This window comes from Streptomyces sp. NPDC001787 (genome assembly GCF_040297465.1).
GTDB lineage: Bacteria > Actinomycetota > Actinomycetes > Streptomycetales > Streptomycetaceae > Streptomyces.
Genome location: NZ_JBEOZE010000034.1, coordinates 33106 through 51263, shown reverse-complemented (window position 1 = coordinate 51263; position 18158 = coordinate 33106). Strand labels below are relative to the sequence as shown.

The window sequence follows — 18158 nt, the reverse complement described above, 5'->3', positions numbered from 1 at the left end:
CGGATCTCACCAACGGGAGTGAAACCCATGACTACCGATCTCGGTCAATCCGCGGTCGCGGCGACTGCGGTACGCAAGGCATACGGCGACCACGTGGTGCTCGACGGCATCGATCTCGACATCCCCGTGGGGTCCGTCTTCGCGTTGCTCGGCCCGAACGGTGCGGGCAAGACCACCGTGGTGCAGATCCTGTCCACGCTGATCCGTGCCGACGCGGGGGAGATACGGGTCGCCGGCCACGATGTGGTCCGGGATCCGGACGAGGTGCGCGCCGCGATCGGCGTCACCGGCCAGTTCTCCGCGGTGGACAGCTTCCTCACCGGCGAGGAGAACCTGCTGCTGATGGCCCGCCTGAACCGCCTGCCCCGCCGGGAACGGCGGCAGTCCGCAGCGGACCTGCTGGCGCGGTTCGATCTGGTCGACGCGGCCCGGAAGCCTGCGGTGACGTACTCCGGTGGGATGCGCCGCCGTCTGGACCTCGCGATGACGCTGGTCGGCCGGCCTCGGGTGATCTTCCTCGACGAGCCGACCACCGGGCTGGACCCGCGCAGCAGGCGGACCATGCGGGAGATCATCCGCAGGCTGGTGAAAGACGAGGGCGTCACCGTCTTCCTCACCACTCAGTACCTGGAGGAGGCCGACCAACTCGCCGACCGGATCGCGGTGCTGCACGGGGGAAAGCTGGTGGCGGAGGGCTCTCCCGAGGAGCTCAAGCGGCAGGTCGGCGGCGGCCATGTCACCCTGCGGTTCTCCGACCCCCGCGGTTACGACCACGCGGCCCGGACGCTGGACGTGGTGTCCCGCGACGATGAGGCACGCACCCTGCAGATCCCCAGCCAGGGCGATGTCCGGTCGTTGCGCGCATTGCTGGAACGGCTCGACCACGCCTCACTCACCGTGGACGAACTGCGGTTCCACACCCCCGATCTCGATGACGTCTTCTTCGCCCTGACGGGCAACCCGGTCACGGAACAGGAGACCGCCCGGTGAGCACCGTTTCCATCAGCGTTTCCCACGCCTTTGCCGACTCGGCGACCATGTTGCGCCGCCAGTTGCGGCACATGCTGCGTTACCCGACGCTCATCCTGACGGCCGCCGGGGTTCCGGTGGTCTTCCTGCTGCTGTTCGTCTACGTTCTCGGCGGCATCCTCGGCACCGGCCTCGGCGGGCCGTCCGGTGGCCGGGACGCCTACGTGAACTACGTCGTCCCCGGCGTCATCCTGATGACTGTGGCGACCGCTGCCCAGGGCACGGCGATCTCGGTAGCCATCGACATGACCGAGGGCATCGTCGCCCGGTTCCGCACCATGGCCATCGCCCGGGTCTCGGTGCTCACCGGCCATGTACTGGGCAGCCTGATCCAGACCCTGCTGAGCATCGCCGCCGTCATCGGGGTCGCACTGCTGGTGGGATTCGAGCCGACCGCGGACTTCGGCGAATGGCTCGGCGCGGTCGGCGTCCTCGTAATGATCATCCTCGCGCTCACCTGGCTGTCGGTCGCACTGGCCATGGTCGCCAAGAGCGTCGCCACCGCGAGCAACATGCTGACGCCGCTGATGATCCTGCCCATGATGGGCAGTGGTTTCGCCCCTACCGACTCGATGCCGGCCGGACTGAAATGGTTCGCCGACTACCAGCCGTTCACCCCGTTCATCGAAACCCTGCGCGGCCTGCTGATGGGCACCCCGATCGACAACAGCGCAATCCTGACCGTCAGTTGGTGCGCCCTGATCGCCCTGGGCGGCTACCGGTGGGCCAAGAAGCTCTACAATCGCGAGCCCACCAAGTGAGTGCCTTCGTCGTGTCAGCCACGTGAGCTGCACGAACTCCTCGGCATTCCAGATCGCAGGCGGCGAACGGGTGCCTCACCCCGTGGGGCCTGGGTAGCGGCCGGGTTCTTTGTGCTCTCCGCCGCGTTCGGCCCGCTGCCGGCCGGTGCAGGGCTGGAGGTTGAGCGGCCCGAACTCGACCAGGCATTCGTCCGCCACCACATCAACATGCCCGGCCGGTACTCCTTCCAGCTCCCCTGCCTGCCCGGCGGACTCCGGCCTCTCCGGCAGCCGGCAGCCGGACGCCGACGACGAGTAGCGAAGCACGGCGGGCGCCTCCGGCCGCGCCCGCCGCTCACGCTGTCGTAGAAGGTTCGTGTGATCGGCTACCGAATCGGGCTGGCTTATGCGTTGGTCTTCTCGACGCGGACGGATCGAGCGCGGACCACGAAGGGCCGGGAAAGGACAGTGATGGCGATGGAGGTCGCGGCCACAGCAGTGATGGCCGTGCCGGCGGTGAAGTGCTGGGCAACGCCGCCGGCGATCGCGGCTCCGATGCCCTGCCACGTCATCCGGCCGGCGGACTCAACTCCCTGGACCTGGCCACGGACCGGATCGGGGGTCAACTCCAGGAGCTGCTCCTGGAGCGGCAGGGTGGCTGCGAACCCGGCACCGGCGATGAATACCGCGAATGTCGCCACCAGCATCGGCGGGTGGATGGCGAACAGCAGGTAAGGGATGGCGAGCAGCAGTCGCAGGGCGAATGCGTAGCGGCGTCTCTGCGCGGCGGTGAGCAGTCGCCCGACCGTCAGGTCACCGAGGAGCATGCCTGCCGATCCGGCGGCCAGGAAGACGCCGGCGTGATGGGGTGCGTAGGAGATGAACAGGGCCTCGCAGCCGACGATCAGGCCGTTGGGGACCCACAGGTTCAGCAGCAGAGAACGTTGGCCGGGATGGGAGAAGAGCGCGACGTTCGTCGTCCAGGTCTGGCGCAGTCCGGGGCGACGGGTCAGACGGATCGATCGTTCGCGGACGGTCGCCGCCACCGTGATCAATCCGGCTCCGGTCAGGGCCGTCGCGACGACGAAGACCTCTTGCGGGCTCAGGTACCGCAGAAGTACGGCGCCAATGGCGAAGCCGAGGATGGCCATGCCGCCCGAGGTGATGTTCATCAGCGAACGTGCCAGGGCATACGTGGAGTTCGGCACCACCTCGGCGAGCAGCCCCATCCGCGTTCCGGTTCCCAGGGACTGGAAGAACCCCAGCACAAGGAGCAGGCCGAACCGGGCAACGAGCGGAAGTTCCGGAAGCGCCTGTGCGGCGGTGCATACGAGCGAGACGCACTGAAGCGCGACGAGGGTTCGGCGAGGCCTGTTTCCGTCCGCGACCGACATCAGTGTCAGCGCACCGAGCACCATCGCGAACGTGGCGCCATACATGCTCACGGCTGTCAGAAACGGGGACTTGGTCTGATGGTTGACCAGCGTGCCGAGGGCGAAGCCCGACAAGGTGCTCGCGGCGACCGTCAGTGTGAAGCCGGCATGCAACCCGGCGAACTCACGGTTGCGGAGCAGCCCACGGTAGCCGGTAGTGGTAGGTGTACTGGACGTGGATGTGTCAGAAGGCATAAAAAAAGCCTCCGCGCACCGATCGGGGCGCCGAAGGCCAACGCGAACATTCTAGCATCCGGCCCGGTCCCGCCCACGGCCCGCCGTCTTCGGACCGTTGGCGGTATGGACGCGGATGCGTACCGTCTACGGCAGCACCGCACATTCACCGGTGGCTGTCGCCGGGGTGAGCAGGCTGGTGAGCTCGGCCGCCGGCGCGGGCGTACTCCGCCTGCTGACCGGCCACGCCGCCGCCCGGGGCGGCCTGCTCCTGGTCCTCGGCCGCTCCGCCCGGCGCGCCGGAGATCGGCAGGGCACTGCCGACCGCGCGGCCCGGCCGCGTGGTGTCCTCGTACCGTCACCACGGAGCTGGTGGCCCTTCAGCCGCCGCCGAGTCCGGCGGTACCGAAGCTGTGGTGGCCCGTTGGTGGCGGCGAAGCGGGAATCGAAGGTGTGCCACACCCCGCCGCTCAGGTGCGGTTGCCGGGGGTGGGGTCGGGGCGCGGGCGGCGCCGGGAGGGGTGGCGCCGTCGTCAGCGAGGCGGCGGTGAAACCCCCGGGGGATGCGGCGGTGAAACGCCGGGGGCTGCGGTCAACGGCCGGCGAGGTCCAGCGCGATGTCCACGATCATGTCCTCCTGCCCGCCCACCATGCCCCGGCTCCCGGCTTCGAGCAGTATCGCCCGGGTGTCGAGACCGTATCGCCGGGCCGCGTCCTCCGCATGTCGCAGGAAGCTTGAGTACACACCCGCGTAGCCGAGGCTCAGCGTTTCGCGGTCGACGCGCACGGGCCGGTCCTGGAGCGGCCGAACGAGGTCGTCGGCGGCGTCCATCAGTCCGAAGACGTCGCTGCCGTGCTCCCAGCCCATCAGGTCGGCGACGGCGACGAACGCCTCCAGGGGACAGTTCCCGGCACCCGCTCCCTGTCCGGCCAGCGAGGCGTCGACACGGCGGGCGCCGCTCTCCACGGCGACTACGGAGTTGGCGACGCCGAGACCGAGGTTGTGGTGGGCGTGAATGCCGATCTCCGTGTCGGCATCGAGCACGTCGCGGTAGGCGCGCACCCGGTCGCGGACGCCGTCCAGGGTGAGCCGGCCTCCCGAATCGGTGACGTAGACGCAATGTGCTCCGTAGGACTCCATCAGGGCTGCCTGCCGGGCGAGTTCGGCGGGCTCGGCCATGTGGGACATCATCAGGAATCCCGCGACGTCCATGCCCATCTCGCGTGCGGCCTCGATGTGCTGGGCGGAGATGTCGGCCTCGGTGCAGTGGGTGGCGACGCGCACGGAGCGCACGCCGAGTTCATGGGCACGGCGCAGTTCGGCGACCGTACCGATTCCGGGCAGCAGAAGGGTGGTGAGCCGGGCGCGCGTGACGACCTCGGCCGCGGCGGCAATCCACTCCTCGTCCCGGTGGGCGCCGACGCCGTAGTTGACGCTGGACCCGGCGAGTCCGTCGCCGTGGGAGACCTCGATGGCGTCGACCCCGGCCGCGTCGAGGGCGGCGGCGACGGCGCGTACGTCGTCGAGGGTGTACTGGTGCCGGACGGCGTGCATGCCGTCGCGCAGCGTCACGTCCTGCACGTACAGGTGGGGCAGCTGAGTGGAGATCATCGGGTGGTCAGCCTTTCCGCGACCCGCAGTGCGGCGGAGGTCATGATGTCGAGGTTGCCCGCGTAGGAGGGGAGGTAGTGGGCGGCCCCCTCGACCTCCAGGAAGACGGATACGAGGGTGGCGGTGCCTCCGGGGTGGCCGTCGGCGAGCTCGGCGAGGGGATCGTCCGCGCGGAGCGTCCGGATCTGCACCTCCTGTTTGAGCCGGTAGCCCGGGACGTACGCGGCGACCTCGTCGACCATCCCGCTGACCGAGGCGCGCACGGCGTCGGCCGTGGTCTCGTCGCAGTGGCCGATGACGCAGTACACCGTGTCGCGCATGATCAGCGGCGGTTCGGCCGGGTTGAGCACGATGATCGCCTTGCCCCGCACGGCCCCGCCGACCTTCTCCAGCGCCCGCGAAGTGGTTTCGGTGAACTCGTCGATGTTGGCGCGGGTTCCGGGTCCCGCGGACTTCGAGGCGATGGACGCCACGATCTCCGCGTAGCGGACGAGCGTCACCCGGGAGACGGCGGCGACGATCGGGACGGTGGCCTGGCCGCCGCAGGTGACCATGTTCAGGTCGGGCGCGTCGAGGTGCTCGTCGAGGTTGACCGGCGGCACGACGTACGGGCCGGTGGCGGCAGGAGTCAGGTCGATCAGGCGCTTTCCGTACGGCGCGAGGACGGCGGCGTTGTGGCGGTGCGCGCCCGCCGAGGTGGCGTCGAAGACGATGGCGACGGAGGAGAAGCACTCCATCCTCACCAGTCCCTCGACGCCCTCGTGGGTGGTGGTCACCCCAAGCCGACGGGCGCGGGCCAGACCGTCGGATGCGGGGTCGATGCCGACCATCGCGGCCATTTCGAGACGGTCGGACAGTCTCAGGATCTTGATCATGAGGTCGGTGCCGATGTTGCCGGAGCCGATGACGGCTACGGGGATGCGCGCACCTGCCGCGGTGCTGTTCGGGTTCTCGCCGTCAGTCACGGTCGCCTCCGGCAGGGATGCCGAAGAACGCCGCCGCGTTCCCTCCGAGGATCAGGGCTTGCTGTTCCTCGTTCAGTTCGGCGCAGTCTCGGACCACGGTGCCGGGCCGCTGTTCGCCGAGCGGGAAGGGGAAGTCGGTGCCCAGCATCACACGGTCCGCGCCCATCACCTCGACCAGCAGCCGCAGAGCCCGCGGGTCGAAGACGGCCGAGTCGACGGAGAACCGGCGGACGTACTCGGAGGGCGGTCTGGGTGAGTGGGCGCGGACGATGTCGCGCTGGTGCCAGGCGTTGTCCGCGCGGCCCAGGAGGAAGGCGAAACTCCCGCCGCCGTGGCAGAAGCAGAGTTTCAGCGACTCGGGCAGTTCCTCGAAGCCACCGGACAGAGCGAGGGAGAGGATGGAGAGCTGGGTCTCCGCGGGCATGCCGACCAGCCAGGGCAGCATATGGCCCCGCATCCGCTCGCCGGCGAGCATGTCCCAGGGGTGGACGAGTACGGGAATGCCCTCATCGGCGCAGTGGCGCAGGAAGACGAGGACGTCCGCGTCATCGAGGTTGCGTTCGCCGATGTGGTTGCCGATGTGTACGCCCCGGTGCCCGGCGGCGGCAGCCTTGGAGACGGTCTCGCAGGCGAGGGCGGTGTCCTGGAGCGGCACTTGGCACAGCGGGAGCAGCCGTGCGGGGTCGGTGGCGCAGTAGTCGAGGATGCGTTCGTTGACGAGGTCGCACCACTCGGCGGCGCGGTCGGGCGCCGCCGAGTAGCCGAACATCAGGGGCGTGGAGGAGATGGCCTGCACGTCGACCCCGAGCGCGTCCATCTCGGTGAGACGCAGCTCGGGCTCCCACAGTGCGGCGGTGACGGGGCGGTACGGCTCGCTCCCGCTCATCATCATGCCGGTGCCGTCGGCGTGTTCCCGCAGCCAGGGTTCACCGGCGCCGCTGAGGATGCGGCTCTCGGTCTGCGATATGCGCGGAAAGACGTGCGCATGGACGTCGATGACTGACAAGTCGTACTCCGTGAGGTGGGTTCAGGAATCCGCAGGGGGCGGGACCGGTGGCCGGTGCGGTCAGGAACGGGCCCGGGTCTGTGGGCGCATGTCCTGGGGCCACTGGCGTCCGGGATGTGCCGCGCCGCACCACGGGCAGGTCCGGTCGCCTCCGTAGAAGGCCTCGAAGACGGGCGGCAGGTCGTCCACGATGGACACGAGCTGGAGCTCGGAGCGGTGAACGAGGTGGTGGCACTGGGTGCAGTACCACTCCACCCCGTCCAGTTGTCCCTGGGGGCGGGCGAATTCGACGACGAGACCGAGGGAACCGGGCTCGGGTCGCTGCGGCGAGTGACGCACGTGCGGGGGCAGGAGGAAGACATCGCCCTCGTTGATCTGGAGGTCGGTGGGCGGCTTGCCCTCCTCCTCCATGACGCGCAGCACCATGTTGCCGCGGAGTTGGTGGAAGAACTCCTCGATGGGGTCGTCGTGGAAGTCGGTGCGCTGGTTGGGGCCGCCGACGACGGTGACCATGAGATCGGCGTCCTGCCAGATCTGGATGTTGCCGACGGGCGGCTTCAGCAGATCCTGGTGCTCGTCGATCCATTGGGCGAAGTTGAAGGGCAGGCGGTTCGCGAGCTTGGCAAGGGAAGGGGCGGGCATGCCGGGCGCTCCTCGGGGTCAGTCGGTGACGGGGATGTGGGCGACGCAGGAGATCTCGATCAGCAGGTGCGGGTGCGGGAGTTGATGGACGGCGACGGTGGTGCGGGCGGGGCCGCTCTCGTCGAAGTACTCGGCGTGGACGGCGTTGTAGCCACCGAAGTCGTTCATGTTCACGAGGTATGTGGTGAGGTTGACGACGTGGGAGAGGTCGCCCCCGACCGCGTGCAGCAGGTCGCGGATGTTCTCGATGACGGCGCGGGTCTGCGCCACGATGTCGAGGCTGGTGGTTCCCATGTCGTCGGCTTCGGCGCCCACGAAGGTGCCGTCGGGGAGGCGTGAGCTGGTGCCGGAGACGTAGACGAAGTCACCGGCCCGCCGCAGGTGCGGGAAGCGGCCGCGAGGTCGGGCCTTGCCGTCGACGAGCAGGGCCGCGCTGTTCCGGGGCTCGTTCATCGGGTGGTCACCTCGACCTGGCCGAGGCCGGCGCCCTGTACCCGGACGTGGGCGCCGCGTGGCAGGGGCAGGGCTGCCGTGGCCGCTCCGGCGAGCACGATCTGGCCCGGTTCGAGGGCGATGCCGGCCTCGCCTGCGAGGCGTGCGGCGGCGGCGAGGGAGCGCAGGGGGTGGCCGAGGATGGCCGCGGAGGAGCCGGTGGCGGTGACGCGGCCGTCGATTTCCACGGTGAGTCCGACATTGCCGAGGCTGCGGCTGTCGGGGTGGTGCCAGGGGCCGCAGGCGTAGTGGGATGCGGAGGCGTTGTCGGCGACGACATCGGGGAGGGTGAAGCGGAAGCCCGCGTACCGGGAGTCGAGGATCTCGTGGGCCACCGCGATCCCGGCGAGGCAGCGGGCCGCCTCTTCCGGGGTGACCCGGCCGGAGAGCGGGCGCCCGATCAGGAACGCGATCTCGGGCTCGATACGCGGGTGGATGAGGCCGTCGAGGTCGAGCGTCCCGCCGTCCTCGACGCGCATCGCGTCGGTGAGCAGCCCCCAGATGACGTCGTCGACGCCCATCTGCACCATCTTGGCGCGGCTGGTGAATCCCATCTTGACGCCGGTGGGCCTCTCCCCGCGGGCCCGCCGCCTCTCGACGACGGCGCGTTGGATCGCGTAGGCGTCATCGAGGGTGAGCGGTCCGGTATCGGTGGGCCGGTCGACGGTGCGGCCGTCGAGGGCCGCACGGTCGAGTATCTCGGCGAGTTCGGCCGCTCGCGCCGCGCCGCGGGTCTCGGTGTCGTTGCTCAACTCAGGCCTCCTCCGGGGCGAAGGCGACGCGCACGTCGCCCAGACCGTCGATACGTGCTTCCAGTACGTCGCCGGGGGCCGCCGGGACCATGGGTCCCAGCGCACCGGTCAGCACGGTGTCGCCGGCCCGCAGGGGGCGGCCGACAGCCGCGAGGGTGTCCGCGAGCCAGAGCGCGGCGTTCAGCGGATGTCCCAGGCAGGCGGCTCCGGTCCCGGTGGAGACCGGCTCGCCGCGCCGCTCCATGACCATGCCGGCCAGGCGCAGATCCAGCCGGTCCAGCGGAACGGGGCGGCTGCCCAGGACGTACAGGCCGCTGGAGGCGTTGTCGGCGACGGTGTCGGCGAGGGTGATGTCCCAGTCCTGGATGCGGCTGCCGCAGACTTCGATGGCGGGCAGTGCGAACGCGGTGGCGCGCAGCAGATCGGCGACCGTGTGCCGGTCCTTGTCGAGGTCGGCGTCCAGGACGAGGGCGACCTCGGCCTCGACCCGGGCCTGCTGGACGGCACCGGGCGGGATCTCGGCGCCGTCCGGCACGGCCATGTCCGCGTAGAGCATGCCGAAATCGGGTGTGGATACGCCGAGTTGGGATTGAACCGCCGGTGATGTCAGTCCGATCTTGCGCCCGGTGAGGCGCCGGCCGTCGGCCAGCCAGCGCTCGGTGAGCCGGTTCTGTACGGCGTAGGCGGCTTCGGCGGACGTGATGAGATCGCGGACGGGGGCGCAGGGGGTGTTGTCGGCGTGGGCGCGCAGCAGCCGGTCCGCGGCGGCGCCGACCGGAGTGTCCCGGTCGTCTTGGGTGGCGATGGGCTTCATGGGCTCCTCAGACCTGGACGCAGATGTTGACGGGCTCGGAGAAGAAGTCGAGGGAATAGGTGCCGCCCTCGCGGCCGATACCGGAGTCCTTGATGCCGCCGAAAGGAGTGCGTAGGTCGCGAAGGTTCCAGCAGTTGACCCAGACGATGCCGGCTTCGATGCGCGGGGCGACCCGGTGTGCGCGCGAGAGATCACGGGTCCACACGGTCGCGGCGAGTCCGTACCGGCTGTCGTTGGCCAGGGCCACAGCCTCGTCCTCGGTGTCGAAGGGGGCGACGTGGCAGATCGGCCCGAAGACCTCCTCACGCATCGTGCGGGCCCGGCCGTCGAGTCCGGTCAGGACGGTCGGCTCCACGTAGAAGCCCCTGTCGCGCCGGTCCCCGAAGGACGGCACGCCACCGCCCGCGACGACGGTCGCCCCTTCGTCCACGGCCAGCCGGTAGTAGGAGAGGACCTTGTCCCGGTGCGCGGCGGAGATCATCGGCCCGTAGTCGGTCAGCTCCCGGGCGCGTTCGCCCAGCCGTGCCACGAACTCGTCGAAGACGGTCCGCTGGACGTAGACCCGCTCGGTGCACAGGCAGATCTGCCCGGAGTGGGTGAAGGCGGAGCGGACGGTGCCGTCGACCGCCGCGTCCAGGTCGGAGTCGGCGAAGACGAGTGCGGGATTCTTGCCGCCGAGCTCGAAGGATACGGGCGTGAGGTGGTCGGCGGCCTTGCGCATGATGGCCGCGCCGGTGGCCGACTCCCCGGTGAAGGCGATGGCGTCGACGCCGGGGTGGGAGGTGAGGAACTCACCGGCCGCGCCGGTACCGTGCCCGTGCACAAGGTTGAACGCCCCGGCGGGGAGTCCGGCCGCGTCGATCACTTCGGCGAGGAGCGTCGCCGTGGACGGGGTCTCCTCGGAGGGCTTCGCGACGACGGCGTTGCCCGCGGCGAGCGCCGGGGCGACCTTCCACGTGAGCAGGAGAAGCGGGAGGTTCCAGGGCGAGACGACTGCCACGACGCCGAGGGGGCGGCGGACCGTGTAGTTGAGCGCCTTGCCGGTACCTGTGCTCCAGCCGGGGACGGCGGTGGTGTAGGAGGTTTCGGGCCGGCCGTGGAGGAGTTCCGCGTAGGCGCGGAAGTTACCGATCGCGCGGGGGATGTCGACGGTGGCGGCGAGTCCGCGCGGTTTGCCGGTGTCGCCCGCCTCGGCGTCGGCGAACTCGTCGAAGCGGGCCTCTATGCCGTCGGCGATGCGGCGCAGTGCGGCGGCGCGCTCTTCGGGACCGGTGTTTCCCCAGGGTCCGTCCAGCGCGCCGCGCGCCGCTGCGACGGCCGCGTCCACGGTCTCGTGTCCCGCTTCCGGTACCTCGCCGACGACCGTCCCGTCGACCGGGTCGACCAGTGGGAACGTCCGGATCGCGGTGCCGTCGGACGGGGCGGGGCCGAAGGCCCCGCCCACATAGTGCCGCGCCGTCTTCATCTGTTCGCCCCTCGCCCTCAGGTCGGCTTCCCGTTCCTGTTCCGGTGCCCTTTCCTGATCAGGAGCATGGTGCGGGCGAGATATGCCTGTCTAATGCTCTTTGCCGCGTTCGGTATAGCCGAATGGCTATGCCTGGGCGAGGGGTTCGGTGCCCTCGGCATGGTGGGCACCGTCCGCCTTGAGCCCGGCCGCAGCGGCGCGCAGCGTGCCGAGCAGAGCGCGGGTGGAGGGGCTGAGGGGCCGGTTGCGGGGCAGGGTGATGCCGACGCTGTGACCGATCGGATCCAGCGAGATGGGCAGCGGGGTCAGCCGTGGGTCGTCCGCGCCGATCAGGCCCGGCAGGACGGCGACCACATCGGTCTCGATGAGGAGTTGACGCACGGTGAGGAAGGATGTGCACTCGACACGGTTCTCCGGCAGGGGCAGCTTGGCCCGTACGAAGAACTCCTCCAGTTCGCGGCGCAGGACGGTCTCCGTACCCGGCAGGATCCACGGATGGGCCAGCAGGTCGGGCAGGGTGAGCCCGGCTTCCCCGACAGCCGGGTGGTGGGCGCCGACCACGACGCGTACGGACTCCTCGTAGAGCGCGTGCCGGACGGTCGCGTCGTCCGCGGGTGCGGTGAGGCGGCCGACGATCACATCCAGGCGCCCGGCCTCCAGGTCGACCAGGAGCACTTCCGGCGTCGCCTCCCGCACGATCACGGACAGCAGCGGATGCCGCCCCTTGAGGGCGGCGATGGCGCGCGGCAGCAGCAGGTTGGAGCCGGCGAGGTGAGTGCCGACGACGACGGTGCCGCGGTCGGCGTCGGCGATCTCGGCGACGTGCCGGGCAGCCTGGGTGAGCTGGGCCAGAACGGCACGGGCGTGATCGGTGAAGGCGTCCCCGAACACGGTCGGGGTGATACCGCGCGGACCCCGGTCGTACAGGGACACGCCGAGGACGGCCTCCAAGTCGTGCAGTCCCCGGGTCACCACCGGTTGCGTGACGTGCAGGGAGGCGGCCGCACCGACAACGCTGCCCTGCTCGCTCAGGGCGTCGACCAGGATGAGATGGCGCAGCTTGAGGCGCCCGTCCAGAAGGCGTGGAATGTCCATGGCCGCCGACCATATAGCCGCGCGGCTCCCCGGGGGAAGGGTTCCATGACCGTTCAGGCATACCCCAGGGGGGAAGAGGTATTGGCGTGATCCACGTCGCATCGGCAGCATCGCCACCCAGGGCCCGATCCGAGCGACCGAGAGGATCCCATGAGCGCACCGCGGACCGTTGTCAGCGGCGGCCGGATGATGACCATGGACGACGAACCGGGTGAACCGCCGGCGGGCTCGCTCCTGGCCGAAGGCGGCCGGATCGCGGCCATCGGCCACGCACCCGAGGCCTTCCGACCACCTGGACGCACAGGTCGCCGCATCGAGCGGACCGCCGCGACCCTCCCCACGTGCTCGCGGGAGACCCCGCACGGCTGGTCCACCGAGCCGAACGCCGGGCCACCGTGCACTACGCCCGGGCGTGCGCACCCCACTGACCCATCCCCCGCACCGATTCCGACTGTTCGACCCCGAAGGAGAGGCGACCCCATGAGCGGTACACAGCGCACCCTGGTCACCGGCGGCCATGTCATCACCATGGACGACGAGTACGGCGAACTGCCCGAAGGCGGCGTCCTGATCGAGAACGGCCGCATCACGGCGATCGGCCGCGGCGCCGACGACTTCACCGGCGTGGACGCCGAAGTGATCGACGCGCAGGGCGGATTCATCCTGCCCGGCATGGTGGACAGCCACCGCCACACCTGGATGGCGCTGCTGCGCGCCATCTCCGCCGACCAGTCCCTGATGGAATTCCTCGCCAGAACCTTCTACGGCATCGGCTCCCTGGTCCGGGCCGAGGACCTGGGGGCCGCCTCGATGGTGGGCGCCCTGGAGGCTCTGGACGCGGGTGTCACGACGATCTTCGACTGCTGCGACTGCGTCAACTCCCCCGACCACGCCCGGGCCGGCGTCGAGGCGCTGCGCGCGTCCGGCATCCGCTCCGTGTACGCGTACGGCATGCAGGTCTACGACTTCCGGCCGGCCTCCTTCACCGGGCACGAACAGCGTCTGGGGGACGCCGCGGCGCTGCGCTCGGAGTACTTCGCCTCGGACAGCGACCTGTCGCGGATGGGCATGCTCTTCAGCGACTTCGGCACGGTCCCGTTCGAGGACACGGCGCGGGAGATACGCACGGCTCGCGAGCTGGGTGTCAAGGCGGCCTCCCACACGGGCGCCGCCACCAGTTCCATCCTGCTGCGCGGACTGCGCGAACTCAACGACCGTGATCTGCTGCTGCCCGAGCACCTGCACATCCACTGTCCCGCGCTCAACGACGAGGAGTGGAGGCTGCTCGCCGACACCGGTGGCAAGGTGACCATCGCCCCGGAGACCGAGATGCAGATGGGCATGGGGTACCCCCCGTTCCGCGCCGCCCTGGCCCATGGGCTCGCGCCGGGGATCTCCACGGACATCGTGTGCGTCGGCTCCGGCGACCTGTTCTCACAGATGCGGCTGGGACTGCAGTTCCAGCGTTGCCTCGATCACGATCCGGTCCACCGCTCCGGCCGGATGCCCGCCACCGTCGGCCTGTCCGTGAGGGACGCGCTGACCTGGGCCACACGCAACAGCGCCGCCGCGATCGGCCTCGGCGACCAGGTCGGCTCGCTCACTCCGGGCAAGCGGGGCGACGTCATCGTCGTCCGGCCGCGCATGGACCTCGTACGCTCCAGCTACCCGGCGGGATCGGTGGTCCTCCAGTCGGCGGCGGCCGACGTGGACACGGTTCTGGTCGACGGCGTGGCCCGCAAGCGCCACGGCAAGCTGGTAGGTCAGGACCTGGCCGCGGTGCGGCGGCGGGCCGAATCCGCGCTCGACCACCTGCAGACGGCGGCGGCCTCGCTCCCCGGCCTCTCGACGCAGGACATCTACGGCTGGTTCACCCAGGCCGAGCGGCTGGCCTCGGTGAACTTCTCGCAGGCGTACGGGAAGTGACGAGAGCGGGAGGGCCCGGCCCTCCCGCTTGCTTCCAGTGTTCGGCCCGCCGGCCGGCACAGCCTCGACGGCGGCGTGCGGCGGTTGACCGCGGTCGCGGCGACCGGACCGGTACCACTGGAGGGTCATCGAGCGTTCGTCGCTACTGCCGCCGGCAGCCACCGGGACACCGGTGGCGGGGAGAAGGCCGCGCACCTTCACGGCGAGGTCGAACCGCTCGCCATTCCGTGCCGGGCCGTTCGCCCGCCGCCGTGGCCCACGGTGCCGGCCTCGCACCGCTCCCCGCCCACCTCAACGGCGGCTTCCTCGACCAGCACGGGCCCGGCAGGCCGCAGGAAGACCACGCCCGCGTCACGTGCCGCCTCCACCATCGGGTCCGCGAGGAAGCGGGCCGAAGACGGCCGCGCCGACGGCTCCCTCGGGCAGGCCCCGGCCGGTGCCGCGGGCCGGGATTCGTACGACTCACCGGCGCGGACGGACGCACCGGAGGCGTCCTGCGCCCTCAGTCCTCTTCGCGCGCCGCGCGTCCGGCGGTCCCGGTCCGGGCCACGAGCCCCAGCAGCCGCTCGAAGAGCGCGGAGCGCGGGTCGGCGAGGTCGAGGAAGACGTCGTAGTGGTGGCGTCCGGGCACCACGAGCAGTTCGGCGGCGCCCCTCGCCGCGCACGCCGCGTGGAAGGCCGCACTCTGTGCGAGGAAGCCGCTCCCGTCGTGCTCGGACACGGCGATCACGGACTCGGGGAGGTAGGAGCCGACCTGGTCGAGGGCGAGCAGCGGGCTGAGTGCGGCGGCGCGGGCGGTGTCCAGGCCCAGCCATTCATTGGCGAAGGCAGCCACCAGAGGACGCAGGTCGAACAGGCCGCTGATGGGCAGGGCGGCCTTCACCACGTCCGCCGGCAGCCCCAGTTCCCGCTGCCAGCCACCGGACATGGTGGCCGCGGCGAGATGGCCGCCGGCGGAACTCCCGCCGACGACGATGCGGCCGGGATCCAGACCGTGCTCGGCACCATGCCGGTGGGTCCAGCCGACGGCGGCCCTGACCTGGCGGACCATTTCCTCCAACGGTGCTCCTGGCGCCAGGGAGTAGTCGACAGCCACGGTCGCGATGCCGGCCGTATCGAGGGCGGCGGCCATGAAGGCGGTGTCGTGCCGGGACAGCATCCGCCAGTAGCCTCCGTGCACGACGAGGAAAACCGGCCTGAGCCTGCCCTCCTCCACGCCCCACACGTCGAGCCGTTCCCCGCTGTGTGCGTCGAAGGCGATCGCACGGTGTCCGGACAGATCACGCGTGGCCCGTCGGGACTCGCTGCGGTACGCGGTGATGTTCCGCTGGAATTCGCTCTCCTCGACGCTGAGCCGGACGTTGTAGGCGGCGTCGACGAGCGGGTCGGATCCCATGACCGCGCTCAGCCGGCTGTGGTGTCGTCGCCGGAGCCGAAGCCGCGGATCTGCTCGGCCACCGTCTGCGGGGAATCGAGGGTGGGGAAGTGGGTCTCACCACCGACCTGGTGGTACGAGAACCAGGGGTGCTCGGCGCCGAAGTCCTGTTGCGCACGCACGTACTCGTCCGCGGTCGGCTGGGAGAACAGATGACGAACGGGACGCTGTTCGGCGAGGGCGTTCATGCGCAGCAACGGCGATCCCCAGCGCTCGTACCCGTTCGCGATCACGCGACACGAGCGGGCCCACATCTCGAAGTCGAAGCCGGCCATCTCCTTGTCGAGGTGGTGGGCGACAACAGCGTTCGAACTGCCGTTGAGCCAGGTGTCGAAGAGGTCCTGACGGCCCTCGGTCCATCGCTCGCGGTCCTGGATGGCCGCGAGGCCGGCGGCGAAGTCCGCGGGCGGCGGCGTCATGATCCAGTCGATGACGATGCTGCGCGGCACCCGGCGGGCCCCGAGGCGCTCGGCCACTTCGATGTTGGCCCAGCCGCCGTGCGACGTCGAGACGGGCAGGAAGATGTCGACACCCAGCAGGTCGAGGACCGCGATGACGTCGTCGGCCTGCTCCGGGTAGCCGAAGTCGGCGACGGGCGTGCGGTCGATGCCGTGACCGCGCCAGTCGATCCGGATCACCCGGTGGGTGTCGGTGAGGTGGGGAAGCAGCGGGTCGAAGAGCCGGTGGTCCTGGCACCACCCGCTCAGCATCACCACAACCGGAGCACTCGCGGCCCCGTGGTCGTCGTAGCTGATGGAGTGGCCGTTGACCTCGGCGCACTTGAGATCGGAGGAGACTGTACTCACCGGGTTGTCCTTTCGTCCTTCACATACAGGTGCGGCTGGTGCGACGCTCAGGGGGCACGCGGGAGACGCCCGGGGGCCTGTCCGGTATCTGCCGCCCGGCCCGCGACACCCTCGGGGCGTACGTCGGAATTCCGGGCGCGGCTCAGGCAGAGGCGCCCAGGAAGCGGTCCGCGCCCGTCGGGGTGGCGAGGGCGGCTCGCATCCGGGAGGCCCCCAACGACTTCCAGCGGCCGGCGAGGCTGAGAAGAGGGGCGCGGGGCGCGTCCGGGATGACATTGAGCAGACGCAGCCGGTAGGACCAGAGCTGGGTGTGCTCGATGAGCGGGCGTTCCGTCCTCTCCCAGGTGGCGAGGCGCCCTTCGAGAGTGGCGGCCCCCGGTGCGGAGAGTGCGTCGGCCAGGCCCAGCGCGTTCATCATGGCGCAGCCGCCGCCCTGGCCGAGATAGGGCGGCTGCGCGTGCGCGGCGTCGCCGATCAGGGCAATCCTGCCCCGGGACCAGGAGCGCAGCCGGAGAAACTCGAAGGTGTCCCAGCGGGCCGGAATGCCGTCCAGTGACCGCAGCATCTTCTCCAGGTGCGGGAAGGAACGCACCCAGGTGTCGATGTCGACCGGCACCTGTCCCGCGACGCCGTCGTGCGCGTCGGCGACGAGCGCCACGTAGAGGCTGGTGGCGCTGGAGGGCGTGTACAGAACGCGGCGGCGCCCGCTGAAGTACTCGATGTACTTGTCGCGGTCCGGGGCGGCGACGAATTCGTCGGACCGCTCCACTGTGAGCCGGACCGCGCCCTGTCGCATCCGCTCGCGGCGGGCGTCCATTCCGATGCTGTCGCGAATGCGGGAGTTGACGCCGTCCGCGGCGATCACGACATCCGTACCGCCGGCGCTCAGACGCTCGCCGGAGGCGCGGACGAGGGTCCCGTCGGGGTCGGCAGCGACGATCTCGGATCCGGTGGCGATCTCGACTCCAGCCGCCTCGGCGCCCCTCACGAGAGTGCCGATCAGCCGGTCGCGCATGATCGTGCGGACCTCGGGCCTGCCGGGGCCGTTGATCGGGATGCTCTCGACCACCCGGTCACGGTGGTCACGGCTCTCCATCACCGGACCGATGTGCGCTCCGGCCACGGCCTCGTCGTGGAGCCCCAGTGCCGTCAGGGCACGCAAGCCGTTGCCCCATACGTAGATCCCGGCGCCGATGGCACGGATCGAGCTGTCGCGTTCATGGAGCCGTACGGACCACCCACGTTGTGCCAGCGCGGTCGCCGCCGTCAGGCCGCTGATCCCCGCACCGATGATCTCGGCGTGCTTCCTGCTCGACCTGCCGGACATGCGTGCCTCCCTGGTCTGATGCGGATCATCATGAGAGCCACGACGCATACGTGTCGAATGCCGACTTGGGAGTGGGGCATGCCCGAACGGCTATAGGGCGAGCGGGTCGTGTCGCGTGCGCGGCGCCGACGGGCACGTGGGTGCGGGTCGACGGGCACGTGTGTGGGGGGGGCAGGATGCCGCGGCCCCGAGTGTTCGCCGCCTTCGGCCCGGATGCGGGAAGGCCCGGCCGGATCCGGGAGCGGTGGCACGGGTTCCGGCCTCGCTCAGAGCCCGGTACGTCCGCCGGGCCTTGAGCACCCGCACGTCGCGAGCACACCGCCGAGCAGTGCGCGGAGCAGTGCGCGGAGCAGGCAGCCCGCAGGCCGGGAGGAAGACCGGCGTGGCAGCACCGCTCTTCTCCCCCGCCCCACGGAGCGACGCCCGTACGGGCACGCCCGTCACG

18 protein-coding genes are annotated in these 18158 nt (G+C 70.4%); 3 read left to right on the top strand and 15 right to left on the bottom strand.

Annotation, left to right across the window (positions count from 1 at the left end; translation table 11 throughout):
- Positions 1–27: 27 nt before the first annotated feature.
- Together ABT170_RS33360 and ABT170_RS33355 are read left to right on the top strand one after the other, a co-directional pair.
- Positions 28–990 carry an ATP-binding cassette domain-containing protein gene (locus ABT170_RS33360; protein ID WP_329941863.1) on the top strand — a complete coding sequence of 321 codons (963 nt, stop codon included), beginning with the start codon at positions 28–30 and terminating at the stop codon, positions 988–990.
- Complete coding sequence (locus tag ABT170_RS33355; protein WP_351873673.1) at positions 987–1790, top strand: ABC transporter permease; 804 nt, start codon at positions 987–989, stop codon at positions 1788–1790. Before ABT170_RS33360 ends, ABT170_RS33355 begins: the two co-directional genes overlap by 4 nt.
- A gap of 75 nt (positions 1791–1865) precedes the next feature.
- Here ABT170_RS33355 and ABT170_RS40720 read toward each other — a convergent pair whose 3' ends face one another.
- From ABT170_RS40720 to ABT170_RS33300, 11 genes are all read right to left on the bottom strand, one after another.
- The gene (locus tag ABT170_RS40720; RefSeq protein ID WP_502970603.1) at positions 1866–2096 is read right to left on the bottom strand and encodes a hypothetical protein; all 231 of its coding nucleotides are present in this window, start codon (positions 2094–2096) and stop codon (positions 1866–1868) included.
- 77 nt (positions 2097–2173) lie between these two features.
- Positions 2174–3397: an MFS transporter gene (locus ABT170_RS33345; RefSeq protein WP_351873670.1), complete on the bottom strand. Its 1224-nt coding sequence runs from the start codon at positions 3395–3397 to the stop codon at positions 2174–2176.
- A 571-nt stretch (positions 3398–3968) separates the two neighbouring features.
- Positions 3969–4988, bottom strand: a complete 1020-nt coding sequence (gene dmpG / locus ABT170_RS33340; RefSeq protein WP_351873667.1) for a 4-hydroxy-2-oxovalerate aldolase — start codon at positions 4986–4988, stop codon at positions 3969–3971.
- On the bottom strand, positions 4985–5863 hold the full coding sequence (locus tag ABT170_RS33335) for an acetaldehyde dehydrogenase (acetylating) (protein WP_502970602.1): 879 nt from the start codon (positions 5861–5863) through the stop codon (positions 4985–4987). Before ABT170_RS33335 ends, dmpG begins: the two co-directional genes overlap by 4 nt.
- 82 nt (positions 5864–5945) lie before the next feature.
- Positions 5946–6959: an amidohydrolase family protein gene (locus tag ABT170_RS33330; RefSeq protein ID WP_351873661.1), complete on the bottom strand. Its 1014-nt coding sequence runs from the start codon at positions 6957–6959 to the stop codon at positions 5946–5948.
- 60 nt (positions 6960–7019) lie between these two features.
- Positions 7020–7601 (bottom strand): 3-hydroxyanthranilate 3,4-dioxygenase, encoded by a 582-nt coding sequence (locus tag ABT170_RS33325; protein ID WP_351873658.1) that lies wholly within the window; start codon positions 7599–7601, stop codon positions 7020–7022.
- Positions 7602–7619: 18 nt separating this feature from the next.
- Complete coding sequence (locus ABT170_RS33320; protein WP_329941856.1) at positions 7620–8054, bottom strand: RidA family protein; 435 nt, start codon at positions 8052–8054, stop codon at positions 7620–7622.
- A complete protein-coding gene (locus ABT170_RS33315; RefSeq protein WP_329941855.1) occupies positions 8051–8845 on the bottom strand; it encodes a 2-keto-4-pentenoate hydratase in 795 nt (264 codons plus the stop codon). The genes ABT170_RS33320 and ABT170_RS33315 overlap by 4 nt, the downstream gene beginning before the upstream one ends.
- A gap of 1 nt (position 8846) precedes the next feature.
- Complete coding sequence (locus ABT170_RS33310) at positions 8847–9659, bottom strand: 2-keto-4-pentenoate hydratase (RefSeq protein ID WP_329941854.1); 813 nt, start codon at positions 9657–9659, stop codon at positions 8847–8849.
- A 7-nt stretch (positions 9660–9666) separates the two neighbouring features.
- Positions 9667–11124 (bottom strand): 2-hydroxymuconic semialdehyde dehydrogenase, encoded by a 1458-nt coding sequence (locus ABT170_RS33305; RefSeq protein WP_351873653.1) that lies wholly within the window; start codon positions 11122–11124, stop codon positions 9667–9669.
- Positions 11125–11250: 126 nt separating this feature from the next.
- Positions 11251–12219, bottom strand: a complete 969-nt coding sequence (locus ABT170_RS33300) for a LysR substrate-binding domain-containing protein (RefSeq protein ID WP_351873650.1) — start codon at positions 12217–12219, stop codon at positions 11251–11253.
- Positions 12220–12699: 480 nt separating this feature from the next.
- Between ABT170_RS33300 and ABT170_RS33295 the strand changes: the two genes are divergently transcribed.
- A complete protein-coding gene (locus tag ABT170_RS33295) occupies positions 12700–14145 on the top strand; it encodes an amidohydrolase family protein (protein ID WP_329941851.1) in 1446 nt (481 codons plus the stop codon).
- A 197-nt stretch (positions 14146–14342) separates the two neighbouring features.
- Here the strand turns inward: ABT170_RS33295 and ABT170_RS33290 are convergent, their stop codons facing one another.
- The 4 genes from ABT170_RS33290 to ABT170_RS33275 all read right to left on the bottom strand — a co-directional run bounded on the left by ABT170_RS33290 (position 14343) and on the right by ABT170_RS33275 (position 17713).
- A complete protein-coding gene (locus ABT170_RS33290) occupies positions 14343–14516 on the bottom strand; it encodes a hypothetical protein (protein WP_351873648.1) in 174 nt (57 codons plus the stop codon).
- A 131-nt stretch (positions 14517–14647) separates the two neighbouring features.
- A complete protein-coding gene (locus ABT170_RS33285; protein WP_329941849.1) occupies positions 14648–15541 on the bottom strand; it encodes an alpha/beta hydrolase in 894 nt (297 codons plus the stop codon).
- Between the two features lie 8 nt (positions 15542–15549).
- Positions 15550–16386 carry an alpha/beta fold hydrolase gene (locus ABT170_RS33280; protein WP_329941848.1) on the bottom strand — a complete coding sequence of 279 codons (837 nt, stop codon included), beginning with the start codon at positions 16384–16386 and terminating at the stop codon, positions 15550–15552.
- A 142-nt stretch (positions 16387–16528) separates the two neighbouring features.
- Complete coding sequence (locus ABT170_RS33275) at positions 16529–17713, bottom strand: FAD-dependent oxidoreductase (protein WP_351873643.1); 1185 nt, start codon at positions 17711–17713, stop codon at positions 16529–16531.
- Between the last annotated feature and the right edge of the window lie 445 nt (positions 17714–18158).

What these genes read in the sequence shown, in the direction of transcription:
- ABT170_RS33325 (WP_351873658.1), bottom strand. Translation starts at nt 7,601, where the DNA reads ATGCCCGCCCCTTCCCTTGCCAAGCTCGCGAACCGCCTGCCCTTCAAC.
- ABT170_RS33285 (WP_329941849.1), bottom strand. Translation starts at nt 15,541, where the DNA reads ATGGGATCCGACCCGCTCGTCGACGCCGCCTACAACGTCCGGCTCAGC.
- ABT170_RS33360 (WP_329941863.1), top strand. Translation starts at nt 28, where the DNA reads ATGACTACCGATCTCGGTCAATCCGCGGTCGCGGCGACTGCGGTACGC.
- ABT170_RS33290 (WP_351873648.1), bottom strand. Translation starts at nt 14,516, where the DNA reads ATGGTGGAGGCGGCACGTGACGCGGGCGTGGTCTTCCTGCGGCCTGCC.
- ABT170_RS33300 (WP_351873650.1), bottom strand. Translation starts at nt 12,219, where the DNA reads ATGGACATTCCACGCCTTCTGGACGGGCGCCTCAAGCTGCGCCATCTC.
- ABT170_RS33320 (WP_329941856.1), bottom strand. Translation starts at nt 8,054, where the DNA reads ATGAACGAGCCCCGGAACAGCGCGGCCCTGCTCGTCGACGGCAAGGCC.
- ABT170_RS33310 (WP_329941854.1), bottom strand. Translation starts at nt 9,659, where the DNA reads ATGAAGCCCATCGCCACCCAAGACGACCGGGACACTCCGGTCGGCGCC.
- ABT170_RS33305 (WP_351873653.1), bottom strand. Translation starts at nt 11,124, where the DNA reads ATGAAGACGGCGCGGCACTATGTGGGCGGGGCCTTCGGCCCCGCCCCG.
- ABT170_RS33295 (WP_329941851.1), top strand. Translation starts at nt 12,700, where the DNA reads ATGAGCGGTACACAGCGCACCCTGGTCACCGGCGGCCATGTCATCACC.
- ABT170_RS33345 (WP_351873670.1), bottom strand. Translation starts at nt 3,397, where the DNA reads ATGCCTTCTGACACATCCACGTCCAGTACACCTACCACTACCGGCTAC.
- dmpG (WP_351873667.1), bottom strand. Translation starts at nt 4,988, where the DNA reads ATGATCTCCACTCAGCTGCCCCACCTGTACGTGCAGGACGTGACGCTG.
- ABT170_RS33275 (WP_351873643.1), bottom strand. Translation starts at nt 17,713, where the DNA reads ATGTCCGGCAGGTCGAGCAGGAAGCACGCCGAGATCATCGGTGCGGGG.
- ABT170_RS33335 (WP_502970602.1), bottom strand. Translation starts at nt 5,863, where the DNA reads ATGATCAAGATCCTGAGACTGTCCGACCGTCTCGAAATGGCCGCGATG.